Consider the following 13,802-nt stretch of genomic DNA (forward strand, 5'->3'; position numbering starts at 1 on the left):
AACTTTTCATTCCAGTGGATTAATATAAAACCCATCCTCACCGGATTCCTTTGTTATTTTGAACCGGCCATTATTGGGTGTTTCTATGACGACTAGATTAGGATTAACAATCCTGAAGCTGGCAATTTCCATCTGCTTTTGCTCATTAAGCATTTTTGATACATTTTGATAATTAAAACATAGTGTTCCATTCTTCGCATAAAAATTATTTACATCACTGGGGCACACTTTTAACTCTTGCATTTTATTATAAAGTATAAAGAATATTATCCCTCCACAGACCGCAATCCCTATTGCAATAAACCTCATTACAGTCCTCTTTCTGGATGGTTCTTTTTTGAATGAATAAAATAAAGCCACCAGAAAAACAAAGAATAAAAATAACAAAGTTTGCCAAGCACTCATCTCTATCCCCTAAAATTGTATTTTTCACATACTATCAGGTTATGGATAGTTCATGGAAGTTGCCACCTTTCCACTTTGATTCCCAGCAATAACCCGACGTTCACCCGTTCTACTATCAATAATCGTCAGTTCTACCTCTGCTTTGTTATCTCTCATAGCTTGGGCGATAGCGCTGGCAATCTGATCAGCACCACCAACATAGCTTTGTTGTGGACCGTTTATAGATGTTGGAGGTAATGCGTTAATATCCGAGAGGCCGGTAGTTAACTCGCCTTGCTGAGGGTGAATGGCGGGTAAGCCCGGCATAATCTTCTGGAGATAGTTACGCGTTTCAGTGGGTGCTTTTCCTAATCCATGTTTCTTGACGTTATTCTGCCCCCAATTGTAGGAAGCTACCGCCTTATTCACATCACCATCAAAATCTTTGAGTAGATCTGCCAGATATTTTGCGGCCGCTTCGCTGGATTTATTGAAGTCCATGCGGTCATCCATCGAGTTTAAGCCATAATCTCTACCCGTTGGCGGCATAAACTGGAATGGCCCCTGTGCACCTTTTGGCGATAAGAGATTTTTCCCCCGACCGGACTCCGCCTGATAGACACGATCAAGAATTGTGGTGGGAAGGTTATACTGCGACTCTAACTGTTTTAGTCTCGCCTGCTGCTGATCTTCACTAAAAGGCATATAAGGCATATTGACTGGGGCTACCAGATTTTGTTTTTCTTGCTCATCTCCGGGGCCATAATGTTGCTCATACTTTTTACGGTAACCATCAGTCATTATTCCGTAATCTGAGCCAACCTTATCCCATTCACTCAGTTTTTTATAAAATTCGGGGTCGTTATAACCACGGCGTAACTGATCCGCTTCTTTTCCCCTGTTTAGCCCTAAAAAGTGCGCAACTGAAATACTGTCAATACCGTTAGTGACTATATCAGTGACACCTTCTATTCCGTCTTTAACTGAACCATCTGACAAAATAGCACCGTAGAACTTATTCTGACCACGCTGCTTTAACCCATCCCAGGCAGCACTCACCTCAGATAATTGGCGATCCAGTTCGGTGAGTTGTGCATTGGTTTGGGGGTCAACCGTTAAACCGAATTTATCAGCCTTTGCCAACAGATCTTTATATCTGGAGCCTTCGCGCATTAAAGTCAGCAGGTTTTCATCCAAGCCTAAGGCATCAGCCAATGTTTTTTGCGTCTGGGGCGACAGTTTAGGGAATATCTTGGCCACGTTGTCCAGCGTCTTATAGACATCTGCCGTGCCATCTTTAAGGCGTTCAATAACCACTCCGTTCCGAGCCAATAACTCCTGAGCCACATCGTTACGCGCCCATAACGGATCATTAAACGTCTTGTATAGCCCCTCAACAGACTGACGTGCCGAATCGCTATCCGCCCCTAAAATCTGCATTGCGCCGCTGATCCGGCTAAAATTATCAACTGACATACCGGCATTTTTTGCCGCCGTATCCAGTTGATAGGCGTTACCCGCAGCCTCGCCCAAACCTTTAGCTAGCCCGTGGATGACATATCCACCAGCCGCCGCTATACCGCCAAACTTTAGCGCCTTACCGCCTAACTCCCCGACCATCTTCAACGGTGGTACCAGATCACCGATAAACTGGACGCCTTCACGAGCAAACTGTCCCATTCCTTGTAGTTTATCGTTGATACTATCCAGACCTTCGACTGACTCTTGCCCACCAAGTTTTAAACCATCGCGGGTTTTATCCAACTGAGGAACCAGCTTCTTTACTGCCTCGTCAATACGATGGATAGTCGCCGTTACCTGATCGTTGGCCACCAGTTCAAAATCAAAAGCATTAGCCATGACTACTCACCTTAATTTGATTTATCCGATTAGCCTGCTGATACCACCACTGTAATCGGCTATAGGTCAGGGACCAGGCATCTGCTGGCCCCCACCCATAGTAATAAGTCACATCCGCTAGTTCGTTACCCCATTCTCCGCCTGGGGGGAGTAGGCTAAAAAACTCATCATGTAGACCTCACAGACTTTGTAGTCGGTGAAAGCCATTTTTTTGATGGCTTCACGCGGTACATTAGACACCAAAGAAATGAGTAACCCCATCGCACTGAGTGCCCCTGATTTAGCTTGCTCGTCATAAAACTGCTGAACCTGAATCAATATCGGTTCACTGAGTTCGATAGCCTCATAAGTGGTTTTAGTGGCTTCATGAGAAATAGGCTTAACCAACGTAATTGTTTTAGTGCGTTCTAATTCAGACATCTTAGTTCTCCGTCACCGATACAGAACCCCCTTCCCAGCGAATATCAGCAGTCGCTTCAGTGCTATCCACTTCTTGGGTATTTACCGACCACATACCACTGCCGATAATCGTTTTACCATTGGCCAGCTCACAGACAATATTGACATTGGTCTGATCGTTAAAATCGCTGATCGACGTGCCGCCACCGTCACGGATTTGGCAGGAAATAAACGGGGCATTAAAGGTTTCTTTGTAACCGTGCACCCCATCCATTCCCGTCAGGGTTTCACGCTTGTATTTTGAGGGGCTGTATTTGAATTGCCCCGCAACCATGATAGTCAGGCCGTCAACGGTGACATAAGCTGTCCCCGCGAGGCGATTGGATGTATCACCCATGATAATGAGTCCTTATGCGGATGCCTGAAGGCGGAATTGGTTAAGAACGGCGAAGATACGCAACTGATTGATCAGGACTCCCGTCCACAGCACATCAACTCGATTAGGGTTGCTGGCGCTCTTTTCGACAATCAATCCCTTGGCAAACCCTTTGGCATCCTGCACATAGCCATTAAATTCCAGTGTCTGATACTGAGCAATCAGCTCGGCACGAATAATATTCGGCGTGATGATGGCCGAGCCTGGGGCAAAGCGGGTACCATCGGCAGCCAACTTCATGCGAGCAAACTTCGAGGTCACCTGAGTTCGTAGGTAGCGAGTGACAAACATCAATAAGAACAAAGTCTCAATCTGCAAATAGCTGTCATCTTCCGCGCCATACTTGTTCTTTTGATAGGTGGTGATGATGTTTTCTACCTGTACTGTGCCATCGTCGGTAACTGTCACGGTAGAGATCCCACTGTGCAGCAGGTTATTACGCTCGGTCAGGGTAAAGCGGCTGGCCAGCGGGGGAGCCAGTACACCACTGATTGCCAAAGTTTGTAACGGGCGTCCGGGGTCGTTACGCAGACTTTGCGCAATAGCGCCAACATAAGCCGCTGACCAGATATAACTCGGTGTTGGCGAGCCATTTACTCCCAACAGAGAAGCATGCTGATCATTACGCAATTCGCCTGCGGCTGTCAGTTGGCCATAAGTCCCCGATTGAGCAGCGAAGCTGTGACCGTACAACTGCTCTGCATAGCTCCAGCGACCGGTACTGTCTGACAGAAACTCTTTGATTTTATTCAATGAATCCGTGTCAGTGTACGGGTTAATGATGAAATCAAAGGTTCGATCCTGCAAATTAGCCAAGGCATCATCCAGTTCAGGTGCGCCCGCGCCGCCCGCCATGGGTGTAAATGTCAGCACCAGGCTATCCGGCGTAGTTTCGCCGCCAGCACCGCCCAGATAATTCAGCCGCAAATCAATCGTGTTACCGTGGGCACCTTTGTTTTTAGCGGTTAAGGTAATCACCCCCGCAGTCACGGTAGCCGTCACCGGCAAAACCGTAGCCGCATTGATGGCGGCGGTCAGCGCCGCAGCAACCGAAGCAATGTCATCGGTGGCAACAACAGCAACCTGCACCCGGATGCCCGCTATATACAATGAGATCACCCCCGTAGCCGATGCGGGAGTGGTTAATGTGATTTTGCCTGTTGCAGCAACCATTGCCTCGGTATCAGCCAACGGCAAAATATAAACCTCACCAGCAATATCATTGGCCAGATAAGCCGCCATCTGCCCATGCAACATTGAACCCGCACCACATTGTCCCGCGACGGTGGCCACTGAGGAAACCAGTACCGGAATATCCGCAGGTAACGAGCCTGAATCCAACATCTGTCCAATGATTAAAGTTCGCTGCGTCGTTGTCGCCGTGTTCGCCTGTGAGTTATCAAATTCAGCGAAGAAAAGCGGTGTCCGAAGATTGCTCGGAATGTTAGTAAAGGGAATAGTCATTATTTGGTTTTCTCCGCTTTGGTTGCTTCTGGCGCAGGTTTAACCTCTTTAGGTTGTTCGCGCACCACATCACCGTCGTTTAAGCGACGACGCCAAAATGAATTATCGGGAACCTCTGTGCCAGATTCAGGCAAAAAGGTGCCCTTAACCGGGTCACGTACAGCGCGACCGGCTACGGGTTTAACATGCATGGGATTTACTCCGAAAGGTCTATTGAAACCACAGGTTCGGTGGTGCCATCTGGCATGGCGATCGTGACATCTATACCGTCTAATCTGTCGGCATTAATGGGATAGAAATCTTCCGGCCCCTGGTAATACTCGATATCCAGTTCCATCAATAATTGAGCCAGATGGCCTTCACCACTCGAATCCAGATCAATGGTTGAGCGAACTCGGGCAAACTGCTGTATTTGGCGTGTAAGGTCGTAACTGTTGATTACCGCTCGTTCAATTTGTTCTCGCAATCGCTCGAGTGCCAATTCTGCCTTGTTCGCCCCGTCATTCTCATTCTCACCGTCCAACTCCTGCAACCGGCCTGTAATGCGCACGGTGGTGATGGTATTGAATTGGGGAGCGTTACGGCCTAATGACTGCTTTTCCTCGATAAGGGTTTGCACCAAAATAACCGGATACATATCCTCAGTGGTCGGCCAGTCACGCGGGGAATAGACGCGAGTCTCTGCATCTGTATTCCCCTTGATAGCAGTAACAACCAGTTGCCTTATTTGCGCTGTATTCATGTTTTCACTCGATTAAGAATGAGTTTGCTCCCGCCATGGCTATCCGGCTGGACATCCGCTACAGCAAACAAGGTATTGACCGGCTCATTAGCAACAATGCCAATAAATACCCGGTCCCCTTGTTTGGGGGGTGAATGAAACTCGCTATCCCTTACCCCTAAAACGGGGTTGGTGGTGTTAATGGTGCTACCGTCATCCAGCGTGTTGATGGTCGTATAGGCCCGATCAAAGATGCCGCTGATGGTATAAGTTGGCTTACCACCTTGGGGGCGGTAATCAACCGGGTCACCAAACACCGAATGCAAGGGTGCGAGAAGATGCTGATCCCAGTTGATACCCATCAGCTACCTCGATTTATCTTCACACCATCATCGACGGTGATTGAGGGGCCAGAAATGCGCGCTTCCTGTTGCCGTAACGCTTTCACATCAGCAACCACCCCCAAATCAATCAACCGACTGGCGTCGCTACACGGCAGGAATAAACGGCTATTCTCCGCATAAGTTTTCCCGCTATGACGCAGGGTCTGGCCTTTTACCACCACCAGTTCCATCTCGTCAGAGTCATCCGCTGGGTCATCACTCCCCAGCTCACTCTCTGTGGTTTTTTCCTGAGTCTCAGACTCACCAGAAACTTTGTTCTGATCATCTGATATCTCAGGTGTTTTAGGTGGTTCCTCACTCGTTGATGTCTCTTTTTTTACCTCAGGATCAGGCTGCGTTTCGCTGTTATCCGTCGCAACAATCTGTTCCTGCGGGGTGTCAGCTTCGAACTCAGGCGGCAAGCCGCCCAGTTCGCTAATGCTGGCTTGCTGCTTACCTGAAGTTTTAGCCATATCACACCACCGTTGCACAAAGGGAGGCATTTACCCGGCTTGGAATGACCAGCGGAGCAGATTGCATCAACAGGTAACGTTGCGCGGGATCGGGCATAACCCATGATTTAGGTGCAAAAGCCAGAGGCCCATAATTAAATGCAGGGTCCAGAATGACACCAAAGGCACGAGTGCCCATCAGGTCAGCACCTGACATCAATACGGCACCATTGGGGATCATCGGCTTTTCAATGCCATCAACAGGGTCAATAAACCAATCGTTATACAGCCACAAATCAAAGTTGCCCCAGCGACCTTTATAAACCGCGCCTTTATTGACGCGCGGCCCCGCATCAACCTGATTACCAAACGGACTCAATGCCGGGAACGTGATGGCATTGTCTTTAATGGTGGTATCCAGCCGGAATGCTTTCCAGGAAGAGGTGGTAAATACCAAATCCGTGGCCACCGCACCTGACTCTTTCAACATCAGCGTCTGCCAATCTTCAATATCATCTGATGGCTGGGTATTGGTTGCACCGGCGGCGACAGATAAAGGCCATTTATCTGACCCACTCAGCGTAATCGTCAAAGAACTTGAGCGGCCAAAGTCAATCTCAGCCGTTTCAAACCCTTCACCCACGACCATGATTTTTGCTTTAGTCAGTGCACTGGCCGCCATCCATTCCAAACGACGGTTGATCATGTCAATTTGATCTTCCATTTCAAATTGAATATTGAGCATCTCACGTTCAGTCGCGGTGAACTCCCCCCCAATACGTTCGCCCATTTGACGGCGGATTGGTTTGCGCAGATCTGGAACCCGCACATCTTTAATGTAAGCAGGCTTAAAGGTATTGGTCTGATATTTTCGGCTTTCAACCAAATGCCCAGCGACTAACGGCGATACAAAAGGTGCCAGGCGGCGCTTACCAATGTCCACATCAATTGAAACCTCTTCAGTCTCATAGGTAACGATGTTGGGAAAGAAGCGATCCAGTAGCCAGTTTTGGCTAGTTTTTAGGTTAGGAACAACCTGAACCAACGCGTTGGTATCAAAAATATTCATGTAGTATCTCTTTTGATTTTCTGGCAGCCAGAGCCGCCAGACAAAGATTGAGGACGAGTAAGCCCCTACCAGGTGAATGGCATTGGGTGCAAAGTAAGGAATTTAGGTTTTAGACTGGAGCCTGGATACTGTCTTCGAGGAAGATTGAGTAGGTCCGTAGATCGGTTTTTAATTCAGCCAGCGTCCATGAAGCATCATGAATAATGCGGTTTTGATTGAATTGCCCCATCAAATAAACGCCTCCGCGCTGAGATGTTGTTGTCGTATCCACATCATCAACGAGGATGGCGACCGGAACCTCACTGCCATCGGTGGCGGTCTTAACAGACTTGACGTACTCACCTGATGCCGTAATTTTACCCAGCACTGTGCCCCGCAAATGTATCGTAGCCGCCTGAGCAATAACGCCAGTATCAGTGACCAGTTGTAATGTCCCAGAGACTAACTGGTCTGGCATAAACAACGATGAGCGCATGCCCGGTTGAAATGCATTTTGGCCGAAGTTATCCATTATTTTTTACCTTTTGCTGAGTCATAGAGACTGGTCATTCTAGTGACCATTGATGCACCTTTTGATGCTGCAACGGCGTCCTGACCGGGTTGAGCATTACCTACTGCCTGCATCCGTTCATCCAACGAGCGTTTGCGCGGAGCGCTGGCAGATGCCGGTGCTGTAGCGGTAGTGGAGGCAAGCACCCGGATCACGGCGGCGGAACTCATGCCAGAATTGAGTGCCAGAGAGACCGCTAAATCACCGCGCCCGGTAGCATGCTTACTACCGAAAATACGCGCACAACGGTTACGCTCAGCACGACGCCCCTTTTTAACGTTACGGTCTTCGGTGTCATCATCACCGTCATCGTCACTCCCTTCATCCGCGTCAGCATCATCGCTGTCGTCCTCAGCATCAGGGTCCTTATTATCCTGATCATCAGGATTATCGTTTGAGTCGTCATCACTCTCTTCGGCTTCAGGATCTTTTTCATCCTCTTCAGCCTGACGACCTTTGGCTTTTTTGGCCTTGTCCTTATCGTCCTCAGTCTCTTCTGTTGCTTTGGCCCCTCGACCAAACAGGTGTGAAAAACCTTTAATTTTCGCCATTATCTTTCTCCAACCAATGTTAATAAATCGCGGAATGCGACATCAGGCGGGGCAACTTGATCAGCCAGCCCCAACTGCACACCATCAGCCGCTAAGAAACATGCCGCCTCGGTGTCTCTGATGGTTCTCTCTGCTATCCCGCGATTGCGGGAAACGGTATTCACGAACAAGCGACCCATCTCGTCAACATCAGACTGAATGGACTTCTTTGCCTCTTCGCTTAATGCTTCGTAGGGATTTGATTCAGCTTTTCTGCTGCCAAAAGTGATGATCGTGACCTGTACCCCATCGCTTTTTATGCGCTGTGACCAGTCAACATGCATCACGATGACGCCGATAGAGCCAACCCCCCCGGTGCGCGGGACGATAATCCGATCTGCGGCACTGGCCAGTGCATAAGCGGCTGAATAGGCATTTTCGGACAGGATTGACCAAATGGGTTTAGCGCCACGGGCAGCATAAATTTCATCAACCAAATCAAAACAGCCGGCGACTTCTCCGCCCGGTGAATCGATATCAAAACAAATGCCCTTAACAGCATCATCATTGATTGCAGTCAGAAAGCTGGCGCGAATACCGTCATAGCCGGTCATGCCGCTGTAGGGTCGCAAGGTGCCTAACTTTTGCACCAGCGTGCCCTGAATCGGAATAACTGCTATGCCCTCGATGACGTCATAACCACAATCACGACCCTTGCGTGAAAAGAAATCATCCTCTTCGTCGGCCCAATCGGCATTCGACTGAATGCGCGTCAGGCCGAACCGGTCAGTCAACGCCGCCATAACGACTTCAGCCTTGTGCGGATGAAGTGCCAACGGGGTGTTAAACAGTCGCTGGGCTAAATGTGGAAGATTCACGGTGCCTCCGATTTTTGTTGTTGGTTGGCTGTAGGCTGATCGGGTGCAAAGGTTTCAGCTTGCAACCATGTAGGGATCGGCAATCCACGTTCAATATATGCCTCACGTTCTCGCTGGCGCTGATCCAGCAATTCCTCCCAGTCTTCACCCACGTTTTCAGCCGCCTCCATTTCGAGAGTAGAGAGTCCGGCTTCCATGCCAAGAATGGCCCCTTTCTTCTCAGCCACCGGATCAACCCAGCCCCGCCCTGGCCCCATCCATTGAGCACGGCAATATGCCGCTTTCGCCGCGAGAAAATCAGGTGCGCCAGCAGGTAAAGGAACCTCACCTAAGTCATGTAATTCTTCGATAAAGCACGACAAGATGGGCTGAGCGAACCCTGCCGCAAAGTCATCGCGGCGGCGGGTCAGCGTTTTCCACGCTTCCAGCATGGCGGAACGCGCGGAACTGTAGTTAACATCGGACCAGTCTTGAGTCAGTTGCTGAGTAGATATCCCCAATGACGCCGCAACATTTCTCAGCGCGGCACTTTCAAAGGCGACAAAGTTACTGGTTGGTCGAACCGCATTAAGCGCGGTCATACTTTCACCGGGTGCCAGTATCGGAATACGTGCACCACCTTGTAATGAAAGGCGTTTTTCGTCGTGATATTCCCGACGCATTTTCTGATACTTAATCACGTCATCACCCGTATCGAGAGATTCTGCAACCAGACCGGGGTCATAAGGCGACGTGATGAAAGCAGCGAAAATGGAGTTCAGGATTGATGACTGCAATTCCACTTCATCGTACTTAATCAGCATTTTCAGGCGCTGGACGATGGGAGTGAAAATACTGATACCGCGATGCTGGGAGGCCCGATCGCTATCAAAGTCATGAATAACGATGGGGCGGCCCCAGTCAGTTTCACGCTGGATGCGCTCCCAGGTCATGGTTTCTTTACCGCTCCACCAGTCACCGATATGAGCTTTGCGGATGTGATAAGCAATAGGGACACCATCCTCATCAATTTCTATCCCACCGCGAATATTCGGCATGTCGAATTTCTCTTGCGGATTGCTTAGCCGGTCGGGATCAATGATTTGCATGGTCGTGGCATACTGCGCCCGACCATAGCCAAGGCGGTCAGGTCGATATTGCATCACACAGAGCGCGTCACCGTCAGTCAGCTTGTGGCGGAAACCAAGCCGCAGTAGTTGCGCGACGGTTTTCTTTCTTTCCACATCACAATAACGGTTTGGGTCATTCGCCCAAATTCGCCAGCCTGATTCAATGGCCCGTCCATATTCATCCGCCCATTTCGCGTCAAATTGAGGATTGCCAGTCATCAGCGCCAGAGTTCGATAATCGACTTTGGCAAGCGGACGAAAAGACGCCCCCACGGCATTATCCAAAATGCGGGTCACGCTGCCCGAGGCCCAACCATCATTGCGCACCATGTCACGAACACGAGCAACAACCTGATTACGGGAGGGATTAATTTCGTTGTCTGGTGACCATAGTGATGGTTGCCAGTTAGCCATAGTGTCACTGAATTGATCAGCAGCGTCATAGGGAACACCACTGGAGCCATTTAGCATTGATACCCTTGATTGGGATGGCGGCAAGGGGCGACCGTCAGGACCTAAAATCCTTACTGGGTTTTTCATCAATAACGAAACCTTAACGCCCTACGGGGATGTTTAACGATGCCTAGCTGGGCCTGAAGAAGTTGAATTAATCCCATCAGTTGACCGATATCAGTCGGCTGATAGGTCACTGAGCGAGTACCATCCCCTTGCGCATAGGAGAAAGAGACGCCTTTTGAACCCGTGGATAATTCGATATAGGCTTGCTGCGCACGGTTTAATGCTTCTTGCAATTGGGCACGACTCATCGCACCGGCCAGCAGGCTGGTGTTTGCATGGAACATAGAAATCCTTATGCCAATCGGCTGGCGATGCTTTTTGTGGTAGGAGGTTCAGCTTCCTGAATAATGGCCCCCGGTAGGCGCAGGCTGGTTTTTTCTTCTGATTCAAAACGAGCAGGATGCAAAACTTTATCGGGTTCGGATTCAATCAGCATTGCACGGGTGTTTAATTTCAGGCCCAAATGGAACAAACCCGCCAGCGCTGCGTAGGCATAAACCCGACAGTCCAGCGCTTCGTTAGCCTTGCCGTGAGGTAATTCCCATACGCTGTAACGCTGCCCCGCCGCCTCTTTCATCACCAGCCGTTCAGCGGTTAACTGGCTGAAATAGCCCATATCCCGATCGGTTGAAAAATGCATATAACCGGGGCCGGGCTTATCCAGATGAAGACGGGCGCGGATGGAGTCTTTTGCCGAGTTCACCCCAATAATGACCGGGCGGAACTGCGACCGATTCTTTGAGGTCGGCCGTTTGTTAGGCCAAATAGGAGAGCGCTTACCACCAGTAGCTGACTCCCCTTTGATGGCCCATATCCGCCGAGCCAGACGTTCTTTGGCAAACTCATAGACCTTTTGTGTGTGGTTGCCACCGGAGTCATGACAGGCCGCCATGATGGTAAAACCTCGACCATCCGAGCGCCGCCAGATTTGCTTGAGATAAGCATCGAGCCTGAGCCAGGGTTCAGCCGTTTCAAGATCACCCTCAATAACGTCAAACGCCACAGACCAGCTCTCCTCATCTTTACCCCAACCCACCACTTCAATTTCTAACCGGTCAGCCTGGGTATCAATACCTGCGGTCAGGACGGCAACACCTTCGGGTATTTCAGCATCAAATACTTCTCTTCGCGCCAGCAGTTCATCTACTGGCAGACGTTTACCGTAGTTGGGTCGATGAGGCAGGCCCATCTGGGTATTCCACCAGGCTAGCTCCTTATCCGGATCACCCTTGGCTTTAAGGTATTTAGCAGCGATATCAGACGGTTTATCTTTCTGCCACGGGCTGAATAACTTGGAGGCCTGAAAACCGGCGTGGATATTATCAACCCCCAACTTACCGCAAATGGGACAAACTGCCCGATGCACCGCGTGGCGCTCAGATTCAGACCAGCGCCATACAACACCCAGCGCCGTCTGATCATCAACATGCCAGGCTTGCTCATAAGCATTTAGCGGTACATGGCGCTGGTCGCAACATTCAAATGGCTTGGTCTGATGCCATTGGATGGTGCGTAACGCTCTTAGCCGGTCACCCTCTGACCAGCCAGAACCACAGCTTTCACAGTGGATCATGGCTAATTTTGTATGGTGCTTGTCTCCCTCTGATGGCCAGTGAACATGCTTGAAGAAATCAGGGAATTGGCGGTGACCACAGTGTGGACATGCTATCGATGCCCGACGCTGATCCGACTCTTCATAGCTGGCCGCTATTCGGCTTTCATCTTCAACGGTCGGAGAGCAGGCCCGGACAGATAGCCAATTCAGACCAAAGGTCGCGGTGCGTTCTTCTGCCAGCGTTATCGGGTCACCCTCACGGGTGATTGGATACTTATCTACCTCATCGGCCAGCAATACACGGATCGGGCGACGGGCAAGGTTATCTGGGCTACCGGCCCCCGCCAGTGCCAGAAACCCACCGGTAAAGGATTTGTATAGCAATGTCTCTTTTGAATTTTTCTGTTTGTTACCGCCCACCAACTGGCGAAGTGCCGGTGTCACCCTGACTAAGGGAGTAATTCGTTCTTTCGAAAATTGCTCGGCGGCGTCTTCTTTGGGTTGTAATAACAACATTGGACAGGGATCGAGATGCGCAAAGTAACCAAACAGATTTTCCAGCAATGCTGTTTTCATCAACTGGGTGCAGCACATCACGGTGATGATATGCACCCCTGATTCCGTCGCCGCCAACATCGGGCCACGGGCAATCTCTACCGTGGTGGTTTCCCAATTTCCTGATGTACTCCCCGCCTCTTTTGCCAGTTTACGGTAGCGGTCAGCCCAGTCAGGTACGCTAATGCGCGGTGGTGGTGTCCATCCCTTGCGAACGCTGCGAAGTAACCGGTCATGTTTGCTCTGCGTTAAACTCAGGTTCGCCGAGGCCAGAGATGTGTTTGTGGACATATGCTAATAACACCTCGGTCATTCTGTCGGCAGGAACATCCAAGTCAGCCGCCATCAAAGGAGCCACCCTTGACGGCCAGTTCATCCAGGCGTCGCGTTGTTCACGAAAAGCGCTAAACAAAATATCTTCTGCGGCCGTTAGTTCCACCAGCTGCCCGTCTTCTTTCTCAAACTCCAACTTGGTTAATAGCGCCAGGTAATTCTCTTTTACTCTGCTGGCTTCTTCTCGTGTCCATTCGACACCATTGGCCAGCATGATCTCTTTGACGGCCGTATTAGTATTGTCATCAGTATCGACAGCGGTAACTTTTACGGGCTTATTCTTGCTGGCGTTTTTAGTGCGGGGATCTTTGCTGTCGCGTAAAGTCGCCATCGCTTTATCACTTTCCTCAACGTTGACCAGATCACCATCAAGAACAATATATTTTCCCGCCTTTATCCAGCGGCTCACCGTCTTCCGATCCACACCTGCATGCTTGGCATAATCAATCTGCGTCATTGTGCTCATGGTGAAAATTGCCTCTGTGGGACATGGGACATTGCCGTGGGACATTTACGTGGGACATTTTTTTGTGTCCCATCTAAAATGTCCCACGCAGAAAAACAGCTACAACCGCGCTGCGTAAGGGCTGACGGTTGCATTTGCA

General features: G+C 49.9%; 17 protein-coding genes. All 17 read right to left on the reverse strand.

The features are described from left to right. Nucleotides 1–6: 6 nt before the first annotated feature. Nucleotides 7–405 carry a hypothetical protein gene (locus tag FGL26_RS13710; RefSeq protein ID WP_005174430.1) on the reverse strand — a complete coding sequence of 133 codons (399 nt, stop codon included), beginning with the start codon at nucleotides 403–405 and terminating at the stop codon, nucleotides 7–9. Between the two features lie 39 nt (nucleotides 406–444). Further along, nucleotides 445–2,244, reverse strand: a complete 1,800-nt coding sequence (locus tag FGL26_RS13715) for a transglycosylase SLT domain-containing protein (RefSeq protein ID WP_005174437.1) — start codon at nucleotides 2,242–2,244, stop codon at nucleotides 445–447. A gap of 117 nt (nucleotides 2,245–2,361) precedes the next feature. Further along, entirely contained in the window at nucleotides 2,362–2,664 is a 303-nt protein-coding gene (locus tag FGL26_RS13720) for a phage tail assembly protein (RefSeq protein ID WP_005174440.1), read from the reverse strand. Nucleotide 2,665: 1 nt separating this feature from the next. Next, nucleotides 2,666–3,040 (reverse strand): phage tail tube protein, encoded by a 375-nt coding sequence (locus FGL26_RS13725; protein WP_005174443.1) that lies wholly within the window; start codon nucleotides 3,038–3,040, stop codon nucleotides 2,666–2,668. Between the two features lie 12 nt (nucleotides 3,041–3,052). Further along, nucleotides 3,053–4,543 (reverse strand): phage tail sheath subtilisin-like domain-containing protein, encoded by a 1,491-nt coding sequence (locus tag FGL26_RS13730; RefSeq protein ID WP_005174446.1) that lies wholly within the window; start codon nucleotides 4,541–4,543, stop codon nucleotides 3,053–3,055. Continuing rightward, nucleotides 4,543–4,734: a DUF2635 domain-containing protein gene (locus FGL26_RS13735; RefSeq protein ID WP_005174449.1), complete on the reverse strand. Its 192-nt coding sequence runs from the start codon at nucleotides 4,732–4,734 to the stop codon at nucleotides 4,543–4,545. Before FGL26_RS13735 ends, FGL26_RS13730 begins: the two co-directional genes overlap by 1 nt. A gap of 5 nt (nucleotides 4,735–4,739) precedes the next feature. Further along, a complete protein-coding gene (locus FGL26_RS13740; protein ID WP_005174451.1) occupies nucleotides 4,740–5,285 on the reverse strand; it encodes a hypothetical protein in 546 nt (181 codons plus the stop codon). Then, nucleotides 5,282–5,626 carry a head-tail joining protein gene (locus tag FGL26_RS13745; protein ID WP_005174454.1) on the reverse strand — a complete coding sequence of 115 codons (345 nt, stop codon included), beginning with the start codon at nucleotides 5,624–5,626 and terminating at the stop codon, nucleotides 5,282–5,284. Before FGL26_RS13745 ends, FGL26_RS13740 begins: the two co-directional genes overlap by 4 nt. Next, nucleotides 5,626–6,120: a hypothetical protein gene (locus FGL26_RS13750; protein ID WP_005174457.1), complete on the reverse strand. Its 495-nt coding sequence runs from the start codon at nucleotides 6,118–6,120 to the stop codon at nucleotides 5,626–5,628. Before FGL26_RS13750 ends, FGL26_RS13745 begins: the two co-directional genes overlap by 1 nt. A 1-nt stretch (nucleotide 6,121) precedes the next feature. After that, on the reverse strand, nucleotides 6,122–7,168 hold the full coding sequence (locus FGL26_RS13755) for a major capsid protein (protein WP_005174459.1): 1,047 nt from the start codon (nucleotides 7,166–7,168) through the stop codon (nucleotides 6,122–6,124). Nucleotides 7,169–7,277: 109 nt separating this feature from the next. Beyond that, nucleotides 7,278–7,679: a head decoration protein gene (locus FGL26_RS13760; protein WP_005174461.1), complete on the reverse strand. Its 402-nt coding sequence runs from the start codon at nucleotides 7,677–7,679 to the stop codon at nucleotides 7,278–7,280. Further along, nucleotides 7,679–8,269, reverse strand: a complete 591-nt coding sequence (locus FGL26_RS13765; RefSeq protein ID WP_005174463.1) for a hypothetical protein — start codon at nucleotides 8,267–8,269, stop codon at nucleotides 7,679–7,681. The genes FGL26_RS13760 and FGL26_RS13765 overlap by 1 nt, the downstream gene beginning before the upstream one ends. Beyond that, on the reverse strand, nucleotides 8,269–9,126 hold the full coding sequence (locus FGL26_RS13770; RefSeq protein WP_005174465.1) for a S49 family peptidase: 858 nt from the start codon (nucleotides 9,124–9,126) through the stop codon (nucleotides 8,269–8,271). The genes FGL26_RS13765 and FGL26_RS13770 overlap by 1 nt, the downstream gene beginning before the upstream one ends. After that, nucleotides 9,123–10,775, reverse strand: a complete 1,653-nt coding sequence (locus tag FGL26_RS13775; protein WP_227746655.1) for a phage portal protein — start codon at nucleotides 10,773–10,775, stop codon at nucleotides 9,123–9,125. The genes FGL26_RS13770 and FGL26_RS13775 overlap by 4 nt, the downstream gene beginning before the upstream one ends. Next, on the reverse strand, nucleotides 10,775–11,038 hold the full coding sequence (gene gpW / locus FGL26_RS13780) for a gpW family head-tail joining protein (RefSeq protein WP_005174469.1): 264 nt from the start codon (nucleotides 11,036–11,038) through the stop codon (nucleotides 10,775–10,777). The genes FGL26_RS13775 and gpW overlap by 1 nt, the downstream gene beginning before the upstream one ends. Before the next feature lie 8 nt (nucleotides 11,039–11,046). Beyond that, nucleotides 11,047–13,155, reverse strand: coding sequence for a phage terminase large subunit family protein (locus tag FGL26_RS13785; RefSeq protein WP_005174471.1), 2,109 nt, complete (start codon nucleotides 13,153–13,155; stop codon nucleotides 11,047–11,049). After that, entirely contained in the window at nucleotides 13,097–13,663 is a 567-nt protein-coding gene (locus tag FGL26_RS13790; RefSeq protein ID WP_005174472.1) for a hypothetical protein, read from the reverse strand. The genes FGL26_RS13785 and FGL26_RS13790 overlap by 59 nt, the downstream gene beginning before the upstream one ends. Nucleotides 13,664–13,802: the final 139 nt, after the last annotated feature.

Source organism: Yersinia enterocolitica subsp. enterocolitica, assembly GCF_901472495.1.
Lineage (GTDB): Bacteria > Pseudomonadota > Gammaproteobacteria > Enterobacterales > Enterobacteriaceae > Yersinia > Yersinia enterocolitica.